This window comes from Paenibacillus rhizoryzae, assembly GCF_059686995.1.
The window spans coordinates 44,009-66,444 of the sequence record NZ_JCAALT010000015.1 but is presented as its reverse complement, the minus strand read 5'-3'; the positions used below and the strand labels follow the sequence as shown (position 1 = coordinate 66,444).

Annotated in this window: 21 protein-coding genes, 1 pseudogene and 1 riboswitch; of the genes and pseudogenes, 20 read left to right on the top strand and 2 right to left on the bottom strand. The window is 50.0% G+C overall.

All coding sequences use genetic code 11. From position 1 onward, the window contains the following. Positions 1-78 precede the first annotated feature (78 nt). Positions 79-333 carry an AbrB/MazE/SpoVT family DNA-binding domain-containing protein gene (locus AC6ESO_RS28600; RefSeq protein WP_494822100.1) on the bottom strand — a complete coding sequence of 85 codons (255 nt, stop codon included), beginning with the start codon at positions 331-333 and terminating at the stop codon, positions 79-81. A 274-nt stretch (positions 334-607) separates the two neighbouring features. Here AC6ESO_RS28600 and AC6ESO_RS28595 point away from each other — a divergent pair, with 274 nt between their 5' ends. From AC6ESO_RS28595 to AC6ESO_RS28530, 14 genes and pseudogenes are all read left to right on the top strand, one after another. Continuing rightward, on the top strand, positions 608-1,924 hold the full coding sequence (locus tag AC6ESO_RS28595) for an HD domain-containing protein (protein ID WP_497094359.1): 1,317 nt from the start codon (positions 608-610) through the stop codon (positions 1,922-1,924). Between the two features lie 21 nt (positions 1,925-1,945). After that, on the top strand, positions 1,946-2,710 hold the full coding sequence (locus AC6ESO_RS28590) for a TatD family hydrolase (protein ID WP_494822102.1): 765 nt from the start codon (positions 1,946-1,948) through the stop codon (positions 2,708-2,710). A gap of 187 nt (positions 2,711-2,897) precedes the next feature. Further along, positions 2,898-3,181, top strand: a riboswitch (cyclic di-AMP (ydaO/yuaA leader). Between the two features lie 222 nt (positions 3,182-3,403). Then, positions 3,404-4,552 (top strand): resuscitation-promoting factor, encoded by a 1,149-nt coding sequence (locus AC6ESO_RS28585; protein WP_497094358.1) that lies wholly within the window; start codon positions 3,404-3,406, stop codon positions 4,550-4,552. A gap of 117 nt (positions 4,553-4,669) precedes the next feature. Beyond that, positions 4,670-5,233, top strand: coding sequence for a ribonuclease M5 (rnmV, locus tag AC6ESO_RS28580; RefSeq protein WP_497094357.1), 564 nt, complete (start codon positions 4,670-4,672; stop codon positions 5,231-5,233). Beyond that, positions 5,230-6,135: a 16S rRNA (adenine(1518)-N(6)/adenine(1519)-N(6))-dimethyltransferase RsmA gene (rsmA, locus tag AC6ESO_RS28575; protein ID WP_497094356.1), complete on the top strand. Its 906-nt coding sequence runs from the start codon at positions 5,230-5,232 to the stop codon at positions 6,133-6,135. Before rnmV ends, rsmA begins: the two co-directional genes overlap by 4 nt. Positions 6,136-6,200: 65 nt before the next feature. Then, entirely contained in the window at positions 6,201-7,076 is an 876-nt protein-coding gene (gene yabG, locus AC6ESO_RS28570) for a sporulation peptidase YabG (protein WP_091225518.1), read from the top strand. Positions 7,077-7,227: 151 nt separating this feature from the next. Beyond that, the gene (veg, locus tag AC6ESO_RS28565; protein WP_090985921.1) at positions 7,228-7,500 is read left to right on the top strand and encodes a biofilm formation stimulator Veg; all 273 of its coding nucleotides are present in this window, start codon (positions 7,228-7,230) and stop codon (positions 7,498-7,500) included. Between the two features lie 167 nt (positions 7,501-7,667). Then, positions 7,668-7,841 (top strand): annotated as a pseudogene (locus AC6ESO_RS28560) (small, acid-soluble spore protein, alpha/beta type); the annotation flags it as partial. Between the two features lie 361 nt (positions 7,842-8,202). Next, complete coding sequence (gene ispE, locus AC6ESO_RS28555) at positions 8,203-9,057, top strand: 4-(cytidine 5'-diphospho)-2-C-methyl-D-erythritol kinase (RefSeq protein ID WP_494822107.1); 855 nt, start codon at positions 8,203-8,205, stop codon at positions 9,055-9,057. 83 nt (positions 9,058-9,140) lie between these two features. Continuing rightward, the gene (gene purR / locus AC6ESO_RS28550; protein WP_497094355.1) at positions 9,141-9,980 is read left to right on the top strand and encodes a pur operon repressor; all 840 of its coding nucleotides are present in this window, start codon (positions 9,141-9,143) and stop codon (positions 9,978-9,980) included. A gap of 27 nt (positions 9,981-10,007) precedes the next feature. Continuing rightward, entirely contained in the window at positions 10,008-10,400 is a 393-nt protein-coding gene (locus tag AC6ESO_RS28545) for a RidA family protein (protein WP_090985915.1), read from the top strand. A 129-nt stretch (positions 10,401-10,529) separates the two neighbouring features. Next, positions 10,530-10,817, top strand: coding sequence for a septation regulator SpoVG (gene spoVG, locus AC6ESO_RS28540; protein WP_091225515.1), 288 nt, complete (start codon positions 10,530-10,532; stop codon positions 10,815-10,817). 217 nt (positions 10,818-11,034) lie between these two features. Beyond that, positions 11,035-12,435 carry a bifunctional UDP-N-acetylglucosamine diphosphorylase/glucosamine-1-phosphate N-acetyltransferase GlmU gene (gene glmU, locus AC6ESO_RS28535; protein WP_497094354.1) on the top strand — a complete coding sequence of 467 codons (1,401 nt, stop codon included), beginning with the start codon at positions 11,035-11,037 and terminating at the stop codon, positions 12,433-12,435. Positions 12,436-12,518: 83 nt separating this feature from the next. Beyond that, on the top strand, positions 12,519-13,169 hold the full coding sequence (locus AC6ESO_RS28530; RefSeq protein WP_497094353.1) for a 50S ribosomal protein L25: 651 nt from the start codon (positions 12,519-12,521) through the stop codon (positions 13,167-13,169). 46 nt (positions 13,170-13,215) lie between these two features. Here AC6ESO_RS28530 and AC6ESO_RS28525 read toward each other — a convergent pair whose 3' ends face one another. Continuing rightward, on the bottom strand, positions 13,216-13,416 hold the full coding sequence (locus AC6ESO_RS28525) for a hypothetical protein (RefSeq protein WP_497094352.1): 201 nt from the start codon (positions 13,414-13,416) through the stop codon (positions 13,216-13,218). Positions 13,417-13,545: 129 nt separating this feature from the next. Between AC6ESO_RS28525 and pth the strand changes: the two genes are divergently transcribed. The 6 genes from pth (at position 13,546) to urtA (ending at position 22,363) form a co-directional block, all read left to right on the top strand. Then, a complete protein-coding gene (gene pth, locus AC6ESO_RS28520; RefSeq protein ID WP_497094351.1) occupies positions 13,546-14,106 on the top strand; it encodes an aminoacyl-tRNA hydrolase in 561 nt (186 codons plus the stop codon). A 55-nt stretch (positions 14,107-14,161) separates the two neighbouring features. Continuing rightward, the gene (gene fin, locus AC6ESO_RS28515) at positions 14,162-14,392 is read left to right on the top strand and encodes an anti-sigma-F factor Fin (RefSeq protein ID WP_497094350.1); all 231 of its coding nucleotides are present in this window, start codon (positions 14,162-14,164) and stop codon (positions 14,390-14,392) included. 203 nt (positions 14,393-14,595) lie between these two features. Then, positions 14,596-18,123 carry a transcription-repair coupling factor gene (gene mfd / locus AC6ESO_RS28510; RefSeq protein ID WP_497094349.1) on the top strand — a complete coding sequence of 1,176 codons (3,528 nt, stop codon included), beginning with the start codon at positions 14,596-14,598 and terminating at the stop codon, positions 18,121-18,123. Further along, positions 18,110-19,198, top strand: a complete 1,089-nt coding sequence (locus AC6ESO_RS28505; protein WP_497094348.1) for a peptidylprolyl isomerase — start codon at positions 18,110-18,112, stop codon at positions 19,196-19,198. The genes mfd and AC6ESO_RS28505 overlap by 14 nt, the downstream gene beginning before the upstream one ends. An 84-nt stretch (positions 19,199-19,282) precedes the next feature. After that, positions 19,283-20,332, top strand: coding sequence for a lactonase family protein (locus AC6ESO_RS28500; RefSeq protein ID WP_497094347.1), 1,050 nt, complete (start codon positions 19,283-19,285; stop codon positions 20,330-20,332). A 786-nt stretch (positions 20,333-21,118) separates the two neighbouring features. Then, a complete protein-coding gene (gene urtA, locus AC6ESO_RS28495) occupies positions 21,119-22,363 on the top strand; it encodes an urea ABC transporter substrate-binding protein (protein ID WP_497094346.1) in 1,245 nt (414 codons plus the stop codon). Positions 22,364-22,436: the final 73 nt, after the last annotated feature.

Sequence of the window (22,436 nt, the reverse complement as noted above, 5' to 3'; positions counted from 1 at the left end):
AGGCATCAAGGAGTATAAAAAGGTTAGAATTAACAGGTTTGATAAATGTATTATAACCTATAAATCTGAATTTGTCTCTTATTTTGTAACGGGAGCTGGCATTTCTGTTAAACAAACGTTACAAACGATTTTGCCTTTGAAATAAGCGACATTCTCAGCATTGCCACAGAAGATACAAGCCGGCTCGTATTTCTTCAGCATGATGCGCTCGCCATCCACGTAGATTTCAAGAGCATCCTTCTCACCTATTCCAAGCGTACGGCGCAATTCAATCGGAATTACTACGCGTCCCAGCTCATCTACTTTACGAACAATACCGGTAGATTTCATCATATCTAAAATTCCCCTTCACAATGGATTAACTCGTCATCATTCGACAAAATTCTATCATATAATGCCTTAATAATACCAACGTTTCCCATAATAGTCAACCTGGTTTTAACGGTAATTGTGACCAGTTATAACCGATTACCGCCGTAAATAGGCACTTATTCAATATATATATAGTACTTCAAACGAAGTGCGGTTGGAAATGATATTGCGACATTATTCGACATTAGTTCGACATTTGTGTCGAATGATTGAACTTTAAGGAGCGTGATTCGACATGAGTGCTGCTCATCGAGAAGATAAACTCGCGGAAGAGAAAGTATTTAAGGATCCCGTACATAAGTATATTTACGTTCAGGATCAACTGATTTGGGAGCTAATTAATACAAGAGAATTTCAGCGGCTGCGTCGTATTCGCCAGCTTGGCACATCCTATTTGACCTTTCATGGCGCAGAGCACAGCCGGTTCTCACATTCCCTTGGCGTTTACGAGATTACTCGGAAAATCATCTCTCAGTTTGAGCGCGGCGGCTATACCGATTGGCCAAAGGAAGAGAAGCTCGTTGCCTTATGTGCAGCTTTGCTTCATGACATCGGACATGGCCCCTTCTCTCACTCCATTGAAGATGTGTTCGACAGCCATCATGAGGAGTGGACCTGCCGCATTTTGCTTGGAAATACGGAAATCAATGCAGTCTTACGGGAATTTGATCCGAGCTATCCCGAGCGTATAGCCGCTGTGATTTGCAAAACCTATCACCAACCCATTGTCGTCAGTCTGGTCTCCAGTCAAATGGATGCCGACCGCATGGATTATTTGCTTCGAGATGCGTATTTTACGGGGGTGAATTACGGTACCTTCGATTTGGAGCGAATATTGCGGGTATTGCGGCCATATCAAGGCAGAATCGTGGTGAAGGAAAGCGGCATGCATGCGGTCGAGGATTATCTCATGTCTCGCTATCAGATGTACTGGCAGGTTTATTTTCACCCGGTCACAAGAAGCTCGGAAATCATACTGCGGCAAATCTTTCGAAGGGCGAAGGAGCTCTTCGGGAGTGAATACAAATTTCATACATTAATGAAGCCAATAAAGAGGCTGCTTACGGGTACAATGGACATTGAAGCCTATTTGGATCTGGATGAAGCACTTGTTCAAACGGCTTTCGCCCAATGGGTCCATGAGCCTGATGCTGTGTTATCGGACCTATGCCGCCGGTTTCTCAATCGCAAGCTTTACAAATATGTTACGATGGATCACCCTGATGAGAAGCTGTGGCAGGAAATACGTGACCACTTGCGAGAAATCGGCCTTCATCCGGACTATCACCTGGAAATTGACTTTCCCTACGACATGCCCTACGATGTTTATCGTCCCGGTTCAACAACCGCTGCAGGCAAAGAGGAAAAACCTCCGATTCTGCTGCTGAGCCATGATGAACAATTGTCGGAAATTTCAAGCCGTTCGGATATCATTCGATCCATAACGGGTATCCATCAAGGTAAGTACCACCTTTATTACCCGGAGGAACCGCTGCGCGAATCAGCCCACAGGCTGCCTGCGAAACTCCGCGAATTATTTGCTTTAATGTAGAAAGGGGTTCCGAAAGTCACCATGTTAATCGACACGCATACGCATTTAGACTCGCATAAATTCGACGAAGACCGGGCGGAAGTTATCGAAAGAGCGCAGGCTGCCGGCGTACATAAGCTCATCAATATCGGTTTCAACCGTGAAACCATTCCAACCACGATGGCTCTTGCCGAGCAGTATTCCTTTATTTATGCCGCCGTCGGCTGGCATCCGGTTGACAGCATTGATATGCGGCCTGAGGATCTGGATTGGATTGCGTCGCTCTGCGATCATCCGAAGGTCGTGGCGATCGGTGAGATTGGACTGGATTACCACTGGGATACCTCGCCTAAGGATGTTCAGCAGCGCGTATTTCGCGAGCAAATCCAACTAGCTAAGCAGAAAAAGATGCCGATTGTTATCCATAACCGGGATGCCCACGAGGATGTCGTTACCTTGCTCCGAGAAGAGGGGGCCAAGGACGTTGGCGGCGTCATGCACTGCTTCTCCGGCAGCTGGGAAACGGCGAAACAATGTCTCGATATGAACTTCTATATTTCATTCGGCGGACCGCTTACATTCACCAATGCAAGAGTGCCAAAGGAAGTGCTTTCACAAGTGCCTTTGGACCGGATTTTGATCGAAACGGATGCTCCGTATTTGGCACCGCATCCTCATCGCGGGAAACGAAATGAGTCTTCTTTCGTCCGTCTTGTAGCAAACACGATTTCGGAAATAACAGGTAAAAGTGTGGAGGAAGTCGGCAAAATAACCACGGAAAATGCAATGAAATGTTTTGGAATCTGATGAAAACGGCTTTGAAAGCAAGGATTTGGGACTATTCTCGTGATAAAACTGATTTTGATTGAAGAAATTGCTTGCTTTTCGCCTATTTTTCCTTGAAATTCGTTAAAATCGTCATTAATCAGTTCTTTACAATGTGGCGCGATAGACGTTATGATTCATTTCAGAGCAACAAAACTTGTATTCCTTTTCCAATAAAACGCTTAATCTCCGATGATCGGAGAGCGGGGGAACCAATTGTTGAAACTGTTTGTAGCAAGAAGAAACAGCTTGTTCGTTTCTTCCCCTTAAAAACGTGTTCGTCGACTAAAGGGCGACACTGTTTTGTACAAAGGCAGACAGTGATAGACATGAAATTCTTCTTGGGGTGAATTTTGCGACCGGCACTGCAATGTTAATCGTGCCATTAGCGAATAGGGCGACTCTCACGTCCGAATCCGACAGCTAACCTCGTAAGCGTCAATAAGAGAGATCAACCTCGTGAATGCAACTCCATGCTACCATTGTCTAATGGGAAGCCACGAAACAGATCCTCTGTCGTCGGGCTTCTTTTTGTTTGAAAGAAGCATAAACTGACGACAAAAGCTGTATTATGGAAGTGGTCCGGGGCGGAAATTGGAAAGAAAATCTCTATAGTCGCGTCTATGTAATCATGCGTAACAAAGGCGGCGGGGCTATGTAAGGAGGACCGAAGAAATGGGAGCACTCCAGCTTAAGGACACCCATGGGAAACGATCATCCAGCATGTCTTTCGCATTGCGATGGAAGCATGAGAACGTGCGTTTAATTGTACTAAGCGCCATGATCTCAATCGCTATGACTTTCATGTTTCTGGTGTTGTTGTACGGAACGGCTGACAAGCGCGTGTCCGTAGTAGTGAATGGACGAGAAACCATTGTCTCTACGAAGCAATGGGTCCTTCAACGCCTACTGGATGAACAAGCTATTGCAGTTGGCACTTATGATAAAGTGTCGATGCCGCTGGATGGCGGTATTAAAGACGGTGACCGAATCGTTATCAATCAAGCGGTGCCTCTTATTGTAAAAGCTGACGGCAAAGCAAGAACGTTGTACACGACAGAAAGAACCGTACAGGCGGCGATCGATCAGGCTCATATATCGATACGCAGTCAAGATAAGGTAGTACCTTCGTTATCCTCGGCACTTAAACCGAATATGATCATCTCGATCACTCGGATTGACACGAAGATCTCGGAGAGTACCCACCCCGTTCCTTTCTCCATTGTGAAGAAGGATAATCCCAAGCTTGCGCTAGGGAAAGAACAGCTTGTCCAAACGGGTAAACAAGGCACTGTCGTTAAGCGTTATGAAAAGACTTTCGAAGATGGCGTTCTAGTCTCACAGACACTAGTCGAGAAGTTGACCAAGTCACCATCTGTCGATCAGATCGTGTCAGTCGGGACTAAGAAGCCTGAGCCGAAGGTAACGATGCTAAGGGCGAATTCGCCGAGTGTATCTACCATGACGAAGCGGGGCGTTACATTCAGTGCGAAGAAAGTATTGAAGAACGTAACCCTTACGGCATATTCAGCCGGCTTGGCTTCAACAGGTAAAGGAAAGAACCATCCACAGTACGGCATAACCGCATCGGGGTCACGCGTTCAGGAAGGCCGTACCATTGCGGTCGATCCGAAAGTGATTCCGATCGGCTGGTGGGTGTATATCGAAGGAATCGGTTTCCGCCGTGCAGAGGATACGGGCAGCGCAGTCAAAGGCAACAAGATTGATGTTTATTTTGACAGCGAGTCGTATGCCGATAAGTTTGGTCGGAAGCGGGGGTATACCGTATATGTGCTTGGGCCGAAGAAGCCGGAAGCCGTATAGGAAGTATTTCCGCGGTATGAACATGCGTATCGTATTTCGAACGTAAATATGCCATCATAAGAAGAGGCGATGCCTCTTCTTTTTGCATGTTGTACGGAAGGGAAGGAATGGAGTCCCATGATTAAAGAAATCATTGTAGTAGAAGGAAAAGATGATACAGTTGCCATCAAGCGGGCCGTAGAGGCAGAAACCATCGAGACCGGGGGTTCGGCTATTGGCGAATCGGTTATCCGCCGCGTTATGTTAGCTCAGGAGCGAAGAGGCGTTATTATTTTTACCGACCCTGACCATGCAGGCGAGCGAATCCGCAAAATCGTAGCGCAGCGTGTACCAGGCTGCAAGCACGCCTTTCTCCCACAGGAAGAGGCGCTCTACAAAGGAGACATTGGTGTCGAGAACGCGTCACCGGAAGCCATTAAGCGAGCACTCGCTAATTTGCGGACAGAAGCGACGTCTGACACTGCAGGTCTTGCCGAGGTTACGATGGATGATTTAATGCAAGCAGGTCTGCTCGTACATCCGCAAGCTTCGGATAGACGGCTGAAGATGGGCAATCTGCTCGGAATCGGCTATGCGAATGGCAAGCAGTTCTATAAACGCTGTTCGATGTTTCGCATCACGCGCGAGGAATTTATGCGGGCTCTAACCACGATGGAGCAGGCGAGCGAAGGAGATCAATGATGACAGAGGGAATTAAGGCGGGTGTCGATGTTGCTTCACCGAAGCGGACGAAAGACATTATCGCCAGATACGGTTTCACATTTAAGAAAAGCCTCGGTCAGAACTTTCTGATCGATCAAAATATTTTACGCAACATCGTCAGTGCAGCTGAGCTGGATGAGACGAAAGGCGCGCTTGAGATCGGACCGGGTATCGGCGCATTAACACAGAAGCTGGCACACGCTGCAGGGCGCGTAGCCGCAGTTGAGATCGACAATCGGCTGATTCCGATTCTAACGGATGTATTGGCCGATACGCCGAATGTGCACGTCGTACACGGTGACGTGCTCAAGCTCGACCTCGCCGAACTGCTGAAGGAGCAGTTTGCCGGGCTCTCAGGCGTAAGCGTCGTAGCGAACCTGCCTTATTATGTGACGACACCGATCCTCATGAAGCTGCTGGAAGAGAAGCTGCCGCTTGAGCACATCGTCGTCATGATCCAGAAGGAAGTCGCGCAGCGGATGGCAGCTAAGCCCGGCGGCAAGGAGTACGGCAGCCTTAGCGTTGCTGTGCAGTACTATTGCGTGCCTGAGCTTGTATGCATTGTGCCGCACACGGTATTCATTCCGCAGCCGAATGTCGATTCCGCGGTGATTAAGCTGTCGCTTAGGGACAAGCCGGCTGTAGAAGTCGAGGACGAAGCGCATTTCTTCCAAACGGTGCAGGCCTGCTTCGCGCAGCGCCGCAAAACCATTGCGAACAATTTGACCGCTTATGTAGGCAAAGTGAACCGCGAGAAGCTCGGACCGCTGCTTGAAGGCATCGGCGTTGATCCGTCCCGGCGCGGCGAGACGCTGTCGCTGGAGGAGTTTGCCGCATTAAGCCGTGCCCTGCTGGCTGCGGACTTACACGCAGCTAACTAAAAAATAAAAGTGAGCGCACCTTCAGGGGCGTCTCCCCATAGGATAGACGAAGAGGTGATTTGCCCATGAAGCAAGGGGACCTGGTCGTCCGCAAATCCTATGGCGGGGACGTCCTTTTTCGTGTTGCGACAATTCTAGAACAGACAGCCATCCTGAAGGGCACCGACTATCGTCTGCTTGCAGACGCGCCAATTGTCGATTTGTCCGTTATGAGCGATCCGGAATCCTCCGGCGCGGCGAGGCAGGCACGCATTAAGGCCAGTGAGTCCACGCTAAGGATGCAGGAACAACGCGAGCAGCAGATAATTGAACGTGAACTGCAGCGCGCGCAGAGCCAATCCCAGCCGTACTTTGAGGTGCCCGGAAAAGTACTTCATTTGGACGGGGACAGCAACTATATGAGAAAAAGCATGCAGCTGTATACGCAAATGCGCGTCCCTGCCCACGGGGTATATGTGCATGAATCCCAAATGGCCGACGTGGTGTACCGACTGCTTCCGCAAATCAAACCGGATATTGTCGTGATTACCGGCCATGACGGCGTGCTTAAGACGCGGAACCAGGACGATTTGCATAACCTGGCCAGCTACAAAAACTCGCAAAATTTCGTCAATGCGGTACGGATAGCGCGTCAGTATGAGAAAAGCAAAGACAGCTTAATCGTGGTAGCAGGTGCATGCCAATCCCATTATGAGGCGCTGCTGCAGAATGGATCGAACTTCGCCAGTTCTCCGGGCCGGGTGCTCATTCACGCCTTAGATCCCGTGTACGTCGCGATCAAAGCAAGCTATACGTCCATTCGCGAAACGATTAATTTATCAGATGTCATTCATGGCACAATCAGCGGTATAGACGGGGTCGGGGGCATTGAAACGTTAGGGAAGTTCCGGGTGGGTTTGCCTAAACCTAAAACGCTGACCGGCGTAAAGCCAACTGTATAATATGGCTGCTTCGGGCTAAAATATACGTACCGGAGAAAAAAGTAGCCTTTTTTATATTGACACCAAAGTGACTCCACTGTTATAATTATAATTTTTTGACAAACCACCTCCTTTTGGTTATAATGGACAAGGAAAGAGGTGGTAGTGCACAATGGCAAAAAATGCGCTATTGGAAATCAAACGCAGTTTGGAAACCCATGTCGGCTCCAAAATCCGTCTTCGTGCTAACGGTGGTCGTCGAAAGACGATTGAGCGGACCGGTGTGTTAGAAGAAATCTACCCTTCTGTATTTATTGTCAGGCTCGACCAAGAGCAGCATGCGTTTAAGCGCGTCTCTTACAGCTACGCCGATATATTGACGGAGTCCGTTGAAGTTACGGTGGACAGTGATGATGGTCAAGTACGCATTACGTATATACAATGAGATAAATAGGATACGAACATGTGCAGGTTTGCAGGCGCGGCGAGAAGCAGCGTAGGCAGGATCTGCACTTTTTTTTGTGCCTGAATGGCGTAACCTCTTCCTCCGTATGAGAACGATAAAAACAACCATACTAACGGTACTACCCGTTTCAAAGGAGGAGAGTGTTCATGTCACGCAGACGCAGCGGTATGATGAGTGAAGAGTTGAAGAAAGAGCTGGCGAAGGATCTGGGCTTCTATGATACCGTGCAGAAGGAAGGCTGGGGAGGCATTAAAGCAAAGGACGCCGGTAATATGGTGAAACGTGCGATTCAAATTGCCGAGCAGGCTGCAGCTAAGCAATATGCCGCGCAGCAGGCACAGTCCCAGTCTTCTTATCAGCAGCCAACATACCAATCATCGCCATCGTATTCGCAATCGGCATATCAGTCGCCGCAGCCTGCCCGCAGTCCCTACATGCAGCCTCAATCGCAGTCTAATTACGCGCCACAGCGGCAGCAGGCATCCAATATGGTTCCGGCTTATATGTCCCAAGCTATGCAGGCTGCACAGCAGCAAGCGTCCCACTATTAACCACACTAAAGGGTTATTTCAAGCTAAGATGATGAGCAGGCCCGCAGACTGCTCAATGCCTCTTAGCTTTTCTTATGACCTTTTGTTATAATATGTGAAGTTTAACGATAACGGACGGGTGAGCCTACATATGAAGATTTATGAGAAAGCGCCGGCAAAAATCAACCTGCTGCTGGATGTCATGCGGAAGCGTGAGGATGGATTCCACGAGGTTGAAATGATCATGACAATGGTGGATTTAGCAGATCGGCTTGAGATGGAAGAGCTTCCGCGGGATACCATCATTATTTCAAGTCAGGCGGGTTATATCCCGCTCGATGAAAAGAATTTAGCCTTTCAGGCGGCAAGACTGATTAAGGATCGCTACAATGTCCGCAAAGGCGTCTATATTCATCTGGATAAGAAGATACCGGTAGCCGCAGGTCTTGCCGGCGGAAGCAGCGATGCAGCCGCTACGCTGCGAGGGCTCAATCGGCTATGGCAGCTGGGCATCTCCGAAGAAGAGCTGTGTACGCTTGGCGCCGAGCTAGGCTCCGATGTACCGTTCTGTGTAACAGGCGGTACTGCAATCGCGCGCGGTCGTGGAGAGAAGCTGGAGCGGATCAACAATCCGCCGCAGTGCTGGGTCATTCTGGCGAAGCCGCCGATCAACGTTTCCACGGCAGACGTGTACGGGAAGCTGCGCGCTTCTGAGCTGAAGCAGCATCCATCTACTGCGGACATGCTGTCCGCGATCTCAAGCGGCTCGTTTGGCGGCGTATGCACGTATCTGGGCAACGTACTGGAAACGGTAACGCTTCAGCTTCACCCCGAGGTGCTGCAGCTTAAGGAAATCATGCAGCGTCTAGGCGCAGATGGCGTGTTAATGTCAGGCAGCGGACCAACGGTTTTCGGGCTTGTAAGCAAAGAAGCGAAGGTTTCACGCATCTATAACGGACTCCGCGGATTTTGCAAAGAAGTCTATGTGGTAAGAATGCTGACATGAAGCCTACGTGCGTCTTGATTAAATCCGTATGAAAATGGTATTATGTCATTATAATATTCGGATTTGGCTGGGGGGAGTACACGTTGAAGAAGTTAAAACGGAGTGCAAGGTTAGTAGAAATGACGCAGTACTTACTTACACGCCCCCATACGTTAATTTCTCTGACAGCATTCGCTGATCGCTACCAATCTGCCAAGTCATCTATAAGTGAGGATTTGGCGATTATTAAAGAGGTATTCGAAGAAGAAGGACTCGGTGAGCTGCATACGTTGGCAGGAGCTGCCGGAGGCGTGAAATATACGCCGAAGATGGGTCAGGCCGAGGCACTTGGCATTATGAACGGTATTTGCCGTCAGTTGGAGCAATCGGAGCGGGTTCTTGCCGGCGGCTACTTGTACATGACGGATATGCTGGGACAGCCAGGGCTGCTCGCAGATGTTGGACGAATGTTTGCAACCGCATTCGCAGCTTCGGATATCGATGTCATCATGACGGTCGAGACGAAAGGGATCCCTCTTGCTTATGCAACGGCGGCTTGTATGAATCTGCCCGTTGTTATTGTGCGTCGCGACAATAAAGTGACGGAAGGCTCTGCTGTGAGCATCAATTACGTATCGGGCTCCAATAAACGTATTCAAACGATGTCGCTTACGCGCCGCGCGTTGAAGGAACATGCGCGCGTACTGATCATTGACGATTTCATGAAGGCTGGCGGAACGATTCAAGGCATGATGGATTTGCTGTTTGAATTTAATGCAAAGGTAGCCGGAGTTGGCGTATTCGTAGAGTCCGGCGAATTGGATACCGAGGACCGACTGCTAGAGGATTATGTGTCGTTGGCGAAGCTGACGGCTGTAGATATGAAGACCAAACAAACAACCGTTGTACCGGGCAACTATTTCACATCCCGGGCTACTGTTTAGCATACAACCGAGGAGGATTACTTGTTTATGAAAGCACAACCTCAAATCGTGGCGACTACACAAGCGCCTGCAGCCATTGGACCATACTCACAAGCCATTAAGCTGGGCAACCTGCTGTTTACCTCCGGTCAAATTCCGCTGACAGCGGAAGGCGTTCTTGTTGAAGGTGGAATTGAAGAGCAGACGCATCAAGTATTCCGTAATCTGCAGGCTGTACTCGCTGAAGCAGGCGCAACTTTCGCTGACGTGGCGAAGGCGACTGTGTTCATTAAAGATATGAATCAGTTTGCAGCGCTTAATACGATCTATGCTTCCTATTTCGGTGACCACAAACCGGCTCGTTCTACGGTTGAGGTTGCGCGGCTGCCAAAGGACGTGCTTGTCGAAATTGAGCTGATCGTGGCGATTGAAGTCGAATAGAAAAGATTAATATTTAGATTTAAAAAATATTTTCAAACTATACAGTTATTTTCCAGAATCATGAAGGAATTCGCATTGAAACGTGGAAGTATACACCAAGTCCTTGATAGGCAAAGGTGGTGAACACAGATGCAAATTACCGATGTTAGACTCCGCCGAGTTAATTCCGAAGGCCGGATGAAGGCAATCGCCTCAATTACCATTGACAATGAGTTTGTCGTTCACGATATTCGCGTGATTGACGGTAACAATGGAATGTTTGTGGCAATGCCAAGCAAGCGTACTCCTGATGGAGAATTCCGCGATATCGCACACCCTATTTCTTCGACGACACGGGAGAAAATCCAAGCTGCCGTCCTAGCAGAATACGAACGTGCAGCGACGGAAGAAGATGTAGTAATCGAAGAAGGCGCCTAAATCAAGGTATCAAGACGTCTAGTGAAGAGAGCCCGCTCGGGCTCTCTTTTCTTTTGCCCACAGATACGCTATATTCAGTAGAGCATTTACGCAAGGTGAATCGGCTGCGGCCGTCCGATATGGCGGCGCTGCGAGGTTCATTCCGGAGAAATATAAGCCGTGGTTAAGGGCTATATTTTGAATAACATAGGATATAGAAGCTAGGGAGGGACATTCTTTGAAAGTAATGGCAATCGTATTGGCAGCAGGACAAGGAAAACGAATGAAGTCCAAACTATATAAAGTGCTGCATCCGGTTTGTGGGAAGCCCATGGTGGCGCATGTGCTGCAGACGGTACAAGATGCGGCCTGCGAGCGCACAGTTGTTGTTCTGGGCCATGGCGCGGAAACAGTCCGCACGTATCTCGGGGATGGCGTGGAGTTCGTGCTGCAGGAGCAGCAGCTAGGTACGGGCCATGCCGTACAGCAAGCGGAACCGCTGCTTGGTGAAGAAGCGGGTACGACGGTCATTCTATACGGAGATACGCCGCTGGTGACTTCAGAGACGATTGCAGCGCTGCTTGCGCTTCATACGAAGACAGAATCGGCAGCTACCGTACTGACGGCGATTGTGCCTAACCCGCAAGGACTTGGACGTATCATCCGCGATGAGGCCGGCAATGTTCTGCGAATTGTGGAGCAGAAGGACTGTACACCTGAGCAAGCGGCGATTAATGAGATCAATACGGGGATGTATTGCTTCGACAATAAGAAGCTGTTCCAGGCGCTTAAGAAAGTGACGAACAATAATGCACAAGGGGAGTTCTACCTCACCGACGTGATGGAAATATTGAAAAATGCAGGCGAGACAGTCGGCGCTTATTGCACGCCTGACTACGCAGAGGGCATCGGCGTAAACGACCGCGTCGGCCTTGGTGAAGCGGAGGCGCTTATGCGCGCTCGGATTAACCGGAAGCATCAAATTAACGGCGTGACGATTATCGATCCAGCTGCGACCTACATTGAAGCAGATGTGGTGATCGGCTCGGACACGATTGTTTATCCGGGCACCGTGCTGCGCGGACGTACCGTAATCGGAGAGGATTGCGTAATCGGTCCTCATGCGGATATTACGGATACGGAAATCGGCAATGGGGTAACGGTGAAACATTCTAACGCTGTGGAAGCGGTTATTGGCGACGAATGCGCAGTAGGTCCCTATGCCTATCTGCGTCCGGGTGCCAAGCTTGGTGCAGGCTGTAAAATCGGCGATTTCGTCGAGATCAAAAACGCCGAGCTCGGCGAAGGCACGAAGGTTTCCCATTTGAGCTATGTCGGGGACGCGAAGGTTGGCAAAGACGTGAATATCGGCTGCGGCGCGATTACCGTCAATTACGATGGGTACAACAAGTCGCTGACTGAAATCGGCGACCGTGCATTTGTAGGCAGCAACGTCAATTTGGTTGCGCCTGTGAAGATCGGCGAAGGTGCTTATGTCGTAGCAGGTTCCACGATTACGCAGGATGTACCGGACAATGACGTAGCCATCGCGCGCGAGCGTCAGGTCAACAAACCGGGGTATGCAGAGAAGCTGCGCGGACGTGCGAAAGCGAAGAAGGATAGCAAGTCGAAAGGCTGATTGTGAGAAGTTGTTCGTTTATTTCAGGGCCGGAATGGGTATGAATATATGGAAATCACTACACTCTCAGGAGGTTTCCGACTATGGCGATACCATTTCGAGCAGAAGCACGGACGACAGCCACGCAAGGCCAATTGAGACAAATGAGACAGCAGGGCAACATACCCGGCGTCGTATACGGCACGAAGCTAAGTAAATCGATTTCGATCACGGTCAATGAGAAGGAGCTGGCACAGCTGCTGCGCTCCCATCCCCATGCCTTGCTAGAACTTGATATTCCGGGAGAAGGCAAGCAGCCCGTAATGCTGACCCAAGTGCAGCGCGAGCCGCTGACACGCGAGCTGCTCCATATTGATTTCCACCAGGTGAACATGAATGAATCCATCAAAACGCCGGTTCGGCTGGAGATGGTCGGTGATTCTACCGGGGTTCGTGAAGGCGGGATTCTGCAAGCGATGCTGCATGAGCTTGAGGTGCATTGTTTGCCGGATCGTATACCGGAGGTCATTGAAGTGAATGTGTCCGCACTGGGCATCGGGGAGAATCTGCTAGTCAGTGATTTGCAGCTGCCATCCGGCGTCACGACTAAAGTGGACGCTGACCAAGTCATTGTGACGATTCTGGCTCCTCAGAAAGATCTGACGGCGGAAGAAGCAGAGGATGCGGCGGTAGAAACGAAGGAAGCGGAGCAGCGTGCGCATGAAGCGGAAATGCATGCGGTGAATTTCGAATAAACGTACAATCAGGGCTGCGCGCTAGAGGCAGCCCTTTACTTTTTTTTCAATAGCCGGGCCTGGAGACAAAGGTAAACTGCTTGCGGCTGTAGAAAATATTATTCAACTTGATGTACGATGGGCTGTAATATTCGACGTAGCCAATATCATGATGTTCTTTGCCCCAATAGACTTGGACTGGAACTTGATGCTCATGGTGGTCCTGGAAATGAAAATCGTCGAAGATATGCTGACCGTTTACATACATCGAAAAATACGCTCCTTTATGAACGAAGTTCGGCTTTTCTGCCGAATCTATATGTATGACAATCGAAGGCGAAGATTCGTTGCATAAAGAAAAAAGAAATTTTGTTGTAGCAGGAGTTGAGGGTTCAGCATGAAATGGATAGTCGGATTAGGCAACCCCGGCACCGCGTATCAAGGGACGCGGCATAATGTGGGCTTTATGGTCGTGGATACGCTGGCTAAGCGTTGGGGAATTAGCGTTACGCAGAGCAAATGCAAGGCGCTCATTGGCGAAGGCAATGTGGCGGGAACGAAAGTGGCACTCATTAAACCGATGACCTTTATGAATTTATCCGGTGAAACGGTAAGAGGCTTCATGGATTATTTTAAAGCCAATTTGGAAGATGCGATCATCGTTTATGATGATTTGGATACGGAAACGGGCAAAATCCGATTGCGTTATCAAGGCAGCGCCGGCGGCCACAACGGAATCAAATCCATCATCCAGCATACGGGGACCCAGACGTTCGATCGGATCCGTCTTGGTATCTCTCGTCCGCAGCCGGGGATGAGCATTTCGGACTATGTGCTTTCCAATTTCCCGAAGAGCGAGCAGGATCTGCTGAAGGCGATGGTGGAAGAGAGCTGCGACGCGGTTGAGTTCGCATTAACGAATCCTTTTGAGCGCACGATGGCCAAATATAACCGTTAAATTTCAGTCGATGCGGGCATACTGAGGGTATAACGACTACTCAGGAGGCATACATATGGCTGTAAATTACATTTGCCGGCATTGCAAATCGCAGATTGGGTCGATCGACAACGCCCAAATTTCAGAAGCACAGCTCGGTTTCCATTTCTTGACCCCCGAAGAGCGCAGCGATATAATAGCGTATAATCCGAACGGCGACGTAACGGTTAACGTGGTTTGCGACTATTGCCGCGAGGCGATCGACAGCAACCCAGAGCTGCTGCTTGTATCGAACCCGCTGCAGTAAGCGGGCCGCAGGAAATGAATGAAGAGCCTTGGCGTACGGCTGAGGCTTCTTTTTGTAGTGATTGCGAACGGAAAATGCAATACCCCTTTGCTAGTGAAGAAACTTACTGCGCTATAGAAGATGGCGACAGCTGTTTCCTCTTCATAGATTAGATATAGATTAGATTGTTGTCTGGTGTGGAAAGAAACGAGGTGCCGCTAACGTTGAAAGCATTACTGGAAGCTTATGCTGCGGATACGGATTTTCAATCTATCGTATCCGGAATCAAAAAAGGGATGCAGGAGCAGCTAGTATCAGGGCTCGCCGGTTCTTCGAGGCAGGTCATGATCGCTGCACTGAAGCAGGAGTTTGACAGGCCCATGCTCGTGGTCACTCACAACATGTTCGCCGCGCAGAAAATCGCGGAGGATCTGGTGGAGTGCCTGTCCGAGAATGAAGTCCTGTTGTACCCCGCTAATGAATTGGTCGCTGCTGAAGCAGCGATATCGAGCCCGGAAACGCTGGCGCAACGGATGGATGTGCTTATCCGACTGTCGCAAGGGTTTCGCGGGATTGTTGTCGTGCCGTTCTCCGGCGTCCGGCGGTTCCTGCCGATAAGCAGTGTGATGGCGGGTGCTCGCATCGAGCTGAAGGTAGGCGAGACACTATCGTTGGAAGCGTTTTTACGTCAAATGGTAGAGCTTGGCTATGTGCGCGTCGATAAGGTAGAGGGCAAAGGCGAAATGAGTGTGAGGGGCGGCATTGTCGATCTTTTCCCGCTTACATCCGCACACCCGTACCGGATAGAATGGTTCGATGACGAAATCGATTCGATTCGTTCCTTCGATCCGATCGACCAGCGCTCGATTGAGAAGCTGGAGACTTACACCGTACCGCCGTGTCAGGAAATTCTGGCCGATGCCAGAAGGTTCGAGAATGCGGCCCAGCATGCCGCTGAGCTGCTCAATCAGCAATTGCTGAAAATGACAGACCGTACAGCGAAGGATCGTCTGCGTTCGGAGATCGGTTCGGAGATTGAGAAGCTGCGGGAGCATGTGTATTTTCCGGAAATCTATAAATATATATCGCTGCTCTATCCGGAGCGGCATACGTTATTTGACTATGTACCTAAGGATACGCTGCTTATTTATGACGAGCCGACAAGGCTGATTGAAACCGGCCGCCAGCTGGAGCGGGATGAATCGGAATGGGCGCTGCATCTCTTAACGAACGGCAAAGCGCTGCCTTCGCTTGCCCTTGCGCGTCCATCTGACGACGTGCTCTTCCATCGTCCGTTCCCAACGCTGTTTCTTTCGCTCTTTTTAAGGCAAATTCCGCATACGCAGCCGCAAAATATTTTGAACGTGGTGTGCCGCTCCATGCAGAACTTCCACGGTCAGATGAACGTGCTGAAGGCAGAGATGGAACGTTGGCGCAAAACAGGCGCCACGGTAATGATGCTGGCCGGAAATGCCGAGCGGATGGACCGCATGCGCCGGGTGCTACATGACTATGGGATTGAACCGCCTGTCATCATGGAAGGCAACCTGCAGACAGGCTTCGAGCTGCCTTCGATTCATCTGATCGTCATTACCGAAGGCGAGATGTTCTCGCAGAAGCAGCGCAAGGCACGCCGCCTCGATAAGAAGATGGACAATGCGGAGCGGATTAAGAGCTATACGGAGCTGAAGGTCGGCGATTACGTCGTCCATCAGAACCATGGTATCGGCAAGTACATGGGGATCGGTACGCTTGAAATTGCCGGTATCCATAAGGACTACATGCATATTTTGTACGCAGGCGGCGACAAGCTGTCCGTACCGATTGAACAGATTGACCTGATTCAGAAATATGTCGGCTCCGAAGAGAAAGAGCCGAAGGTGTATAAACTTGGCGGCAGTGAATGGACGCGGGTGAAGAGTAAGGCGCAATCGTCGGTCAAAGACATTGCGGATGAGCTCATTAAGCTGTATGCCGAGCGTCAGGCTACGACCGGCTTCGCGTTTGGCACCGACACTTCGTATCAACAAGATTTCGAGGCGATGTTCCCGTATGACGAAACGGTCGATCAGCTGCGAGCCATTGCCGAAATCAAGAAGGATATGCAAACCGCGCGTCCGATGGATCGCCTGCTCTGCGGCGATGTGGGCTACGGCAAAACCGAGGTGGCGGTAAGGGCAGCCTTCAAGTCCGCTATTGAGGGCAAGCAGGTCGCCATTCTGGTACCGACAACGATTCTGGCCCAGCAGCATTATGAGACCTTCCGTGAGCGTTTCTCGGGATTCCCATTCAATGTCCAGGTGCTGAGCCGCTTCCGTTCGAAGAAGGATCAAACGGCGACGATGAAAGGACTGAAGGCAGGTACGGTCGATGTTGTCATCGGCACGCACCGTCTGCTTTCGCAGGATATTATTTTCAAAGATCTGGGACTGCTTATCGTGGATGAGGAGCAGCGCTTCGGCGTGTCGCATAAAGAAAAGCTGAAACGTCTGAAAACAAACGTCGACGTGCTGACGCTGACGGCAACGCCGATTCCGCGCACGCTTCATATGTCGATGCTCGGCGTACGGGACTTGTCCGTTATCGAGACGCCGCCGGAGAACCGTTTCCCGGTTCAAACCTATGTGGTGGAATACAGCCCTTCGCTTGTACGGGAGTCCATCGAGCGGGAGCTAGCGCGCGGCGGCCAAGTGTACTATTTATATAATCGCGTACAGGGAATCCATCAGATGGCAGAGCAAATCCATGCGCTTGTGCCGGATGCACGGGTGGCGGTCGGCCATGGCCAAATGTCGGAGCAGGAGCTGGAGAAGACGATATTGGACTTCCTGGACGGGGAATCTGATGTGCTTGTCAGCACCAGCATCATTGAGACAGGCGTTGATATTCCGAACGTAAATACGCTGATCGTCCACGACGCGGACAAGATGGGACTTTCCCAGCTGTACCAGCTGCGCGGCAGGGTCGGACGTTCAAATCGGATTGCTTATGCATACTTCACTTACCAGCGTGATAAGGTACTGACAGAAGTGGCGGAGAAGCGGCTGCAGTCCATCAAAGAATTTACGGAGCTTGGCTCCGGATTCAAGATTGCGATGCGCGACTTATCGATTCGCGGAGCGGGGAACCTACTTGGTGCGGAGCAGCATGGGTTCATTGCCTCTGTCGGTTTTGATCTGTATTCGCAAATGCTGGCCGATGAGATTAAGAAACGGAAAGCAGACATGGGCGGCGAAGTCGAAGAGCCTGTGAAAGAAGTCAGCACGATCATTGATATGAGCATCGATGCCTACTTGCCGTCTTCCTATATTTACGATAGCATACAGAAGATAGAGATTTATAAGAAAGTGGCCTCGGTTCGCACCTTCGAGGAAGTGGAAGATCTGCGCGAGGAGCTGATTGACCGGTTTGGCGATCTGCCTCAAGCGGTCGACAACCTGCTTTCTGTAGCTCGTTTGAAGGTGTACGGCGCGATCTGCGGCATTGAGCAAATCGGCGGAAAAGGCGAGGATATCGCTTTGCGTTTCGCGGAACGTGAGAAGCAGCGGTTCGACACGAAGAAGGTTGACATGTTATGCCTGCAGCTGGAAAACCGGTTCAAGCGTTCGACCGGACAAGAGCCTTATCCGCTTATGCAATTAAGGGGCAAAGGGTTGTCGGTCGAGCAGAAGCTTGAGCTGCTGGAACGTTTTTTGATGCACTATAAAGACACCATTCAATCGAAAGGGGAACTACAGAATGTTACGCACTAACTATTGGAGAAAAGCGACTCTGCTCGCACTGGCTGCTGTGCTGGTTGTTGTATTGGCAGCAGGCTGCGGCAAGAAGAAAGAGGAGGGCGCGGCTCCGGGGACGGGCGAAGGCAAGACGATCGCTACGTACACAGACGGCACGGTAACGGATAAAGAGTTTACGAAGTATTCGACATTCTTTGGCATCGTACAGCCTCAAACAGAAATGTACCTCAGCATTCCACAGCTGCAGGAACAATTTCTGCGTGAATATATCGGCTACAAAGTGTTGTACAAGCGTCTAGGCGACGTTAAGCAAGATGATGCAACGAAGAAAGAAGTCGACAATTTCTATACGCAAATGAAGCAGCAAATCGACGGCACGCCGGAAATTAAGAAGAAGGCTGATGACGCTGGTTTGACTGAAGGCGATATCAAATACTTCTACTCCATGATTTCTTCGATTATGAAGGATCAAGAGAAGAAAGTAACCGACGATCAAGTGAAGAAAGAATTCGATACGACAAAAGCCGATTATAACATGATCAGCGTTCGTCACATTCTGATCGGCACTGTAGATCCTACAACAGGCGCCGAGAAGCGCAAAGACGAAGAAGCGCTAAAAATCGCTAAAGAAGTAAAAGCGAAGTTGGATGCAGGCGGCGACTGGAAAGCACTTGCGAAGCAATACTCCGACGATACGGGCTCCAAGGATAACGGCGGTCTGTATGAAGATCAGCAAGCCAAAGGCTGGGTTGCGGAATTTAAAGACGCTGCCAACAAGCAAGAAATCGGCAAAGTCGGCGAACCGGTTAAATCCCAATTCGGTTATCATGTCATGAAGGTCGAGAAGCGCACGCCTACGGCATTCGATAAATTAACCGCAGAAGACAAAACGATGTTGAAGCAAGCGGTTGCCTCGGCAAACCTAAATAAATTTATGACGGACGAGCTTCCGAAGCTGATTACGAAGATTGACCTGCCTAAAGCGGAAACGCCTGCTGCAGACGACTCTAAAACAGATGATTCCAAAGCGGATAACACTAAGACAAACACAGACAAAACAACAAACGATACGACAACCGACAAGAAGTAAGCTGCATCGGTGAAGTAACACAACAAGCTCAGCCCCATGGCTGGGCTTGTTTTGAACATATCAGCGAAAATGGGAGGCGTTTCAGTGGGACAGCAGCTATTTTTTGTGGGATCCTATTCAGCGAAAGAGCAAGAAGGCATCTCTGCCATGGTCTTACATACGGAGGACGGCGCAATTACTCGGCTTTCAGGTCAAGCAGGCATTCTTAATCCTTCCTTTCTAAGAAGCAATGAAGCAGGCACAAGGCTATATGTGGTCAGTGAGACCGGGGCAGAACCGGGAAGTGTTCACAGCTTTGCGATCCATGCCGACAATGGCGAGCTGAAGGCTATCAATGAAGTTACAACGCAAGGCGGGTCTCCTTGCCATATTGAATTCGATGCTGCGGGGAAGCTGCTTGTGGTGACGAACTATACGGGAGGCAATTTCGCTTTATACGGAATAGAAAGTGAAGACGGTGCCCTCGTGCAGGCAGATTTCGCTGCTCATGAAGGAAGCGGGCCGCAAAAGGATCGCCAAGAAGCGCCGCATCCGCATTCCTCCATTATTGATCCGGCCAACCGTTATGTGCTGATTGCGGACCTCGGTATTGATCAAATCGTACATTATGAAATCGATCATGCGGCGCAGAAGCTGGTTAGAAAAAATGAGACGGCGATGCCAGCCGGTGCGGGGCCGCGTCACATGGCGTTCCACCCGCAGTCGCCTGTACTATATATAATCAATGAGCTGGACAGCACGGTGGGCGTGTACAGCTATGAGGCAGAACAGTCTCAGTTAACATTGAAGCAAATCATATCCACGCTGCCGGAAGGATACGACGGAGCGACGACATGTGCCGACATTCATGTGACGGCTGATGGCCGTTTCCTGTACGCCTCGAACAGGGGGCATGATAGCATTGCAGTTTACCGCGTTGTTGACGAAGGAAAGCTGGAGCTTGTCGAGATTACGTCAAGCGGCGGCAGAACACCGCGCAACTTTGCGATCTCGCCGGACGGACAATACCTGCTTGCGGCTAACCAGGATTCGGATAACATCGTGACCTTCCGAATCGATGAAGCGACAGGTGGGCTCACACCTACCGGCAATGTCATTGCGATGAGCAAGCCGGTTTGTATTTCTTTTGCATAAATAGGCGTGGCGTAAAGTCGGATGGGCACATGGTGCCTGTCCGGCTTTTTTTGTTGTTTACAGAGGACTCGTAAACGTGCGGGCCGGCCGATGTTGCGGAAGTTGACTATGGGTGGTTCAGTACGCGGGATGCGGGTTGTGACTTGTGACTTACAGAATGCGGAAGGCGGATTAAGCATTCCGAAACATTCTAACGAACCGTACAGGGCTTATTTGCGCAAAAATAGCACCGGAAAAATTCTAACGAACCGTGGAGGCGCTAGTTGACCGTTTAGGGGGACTTGGGAGCTGATTTCACCTCAATAAGGCCCGTACGGTTCGTTAGAATTTCTATGAAGAGAAATTTGGCCCAATAAGACCTATACGATTTGTTAGAGTGTCGTGAAGGCGAGAGTGAGCGGCATGGGGATTCGCGTTATGCAGCATATGAGCTGAGGAAGCGGGATCAGTGTGCAAGTTCGCAGCACGTGATTTGAGGTTGAAGGGTTGGAGAGGTGCGAAATCGTGGCAAGACGGACAAGTCTACACCTTTTGCGTCATGTAAATGTTATATGTGTGGCATGAAGCGCGGATATTAATGCATAATTCAATCATTAAAGTGAGTAAATATAACATAAAAATAATTAATTTCAGAGTGTATCCGTTACCATATAAATATCTCCATCATTTATGTAATCTTTGTTGACATGAAACTTGGGCTGATCTTATAATGAAACCACGAACGATGGAAACTTAATCCAGTAAAACGTTCGGATTAGAGATAAAAAAAGGATAGGGAGTGGGAGAATGAGGAAGAACGTATGGAAAAGTGGGGTTTTCATCCTGTTTGCCTGTTGCTTGGTGCTGGCAGGCTGCAGTAAGAACGACAATAAGGCGGCATCGACGAATGCAGCCGGGTCTGGCAGTGACAGCGAAATCAAAGTCGGCATTCTTCATTCTCTTAGCGGCACCATGGCAATCAGCGAAGTATCGGTTAAAGATTCCGAAATGATGGCGATTGACGAAATCAACGCTAAGGGTGGTGTATTAGGGAAGAAAATCGTTCCTGTCGTCGAGGACGGCGCATCCGATTGGCCGACATTTGCGGAGAAAGCGCGGAAGCTGATTTCAGAGGATCAGGTTGCGACTGTTTTTGGCGGATGGACGTCTTCCAGCCGTAAAGCGATGCTTCCGGTGTTCGAAGAGCTTAAAGGCCTTCTCTGGTACCCGGTTCAATATGAAGGCTTAGAGCAATCCCCGAATATCATGTACACCGGTGCAACCACCAACCAACAAATCGTTCCGGCCGTCACTTGGCTGCTTGAAAACCACGGCAAGAAATTCTTCCTCCTCGGCTCTGACTACGTATTCCCGCGCACCGCTAATAAAATCATCAAAGAACAGCTGAAGGTTGAAGGCGGCGAGCTCGTTGGCGAAGAGTACACACCACTTGGCCATACCGACTATGCAACCGTAATTGCGAAAATCAAAGAAGCGAATCCGGATGTGGTATTCAACACACTTAACGGCGACAGTAACGTAGCGTTCTTCAAACAACTGAAGGATGCAGGCATCTCCTCGAAAGATCTGACGACCTTATCCGTATCCGTAGCCGAAGAAGAAATTCGCGGTATTGGCGTCGATGTACTGGCCGGTACATATGCCGCTTGGAATTACTACCAAACAACGGACACCCCGGCGAACAAAACCTTCGTTGAAAACTATAAGAAAAAATACGGCCAAGACCGTGTGACGGCTGACCCAATCGAAGCGGGCTATGACGCTGTTTACCTCTGGGCGGCAGCGGTTGAGAAAGCCGGCTCCACAGACGTAGAGAAAGTAAAAGATGCCGCTAAAGAGCTGGAGTGGGATGCGCCGGAAGGCAAAGTGAAAATTGACGGCGAAACACAGCATCTGTACAAAACGGTTCGTATCGGCGAGGTTCAAACGGACGGACAGTTCAAGGAAGTGTGGAACTCCGGCGATCCGGTTAAGCCTGACCCTTACCTTAAAGGCTACACATGGGCGGCTAGCTTGAGCGAAAGCAAATAACAAACAAATAGTCCGGTACTAACGCGAACTGCGCCGCCTCCAAACGCAACAAGCCCAGCAATCGGGCTGAGCT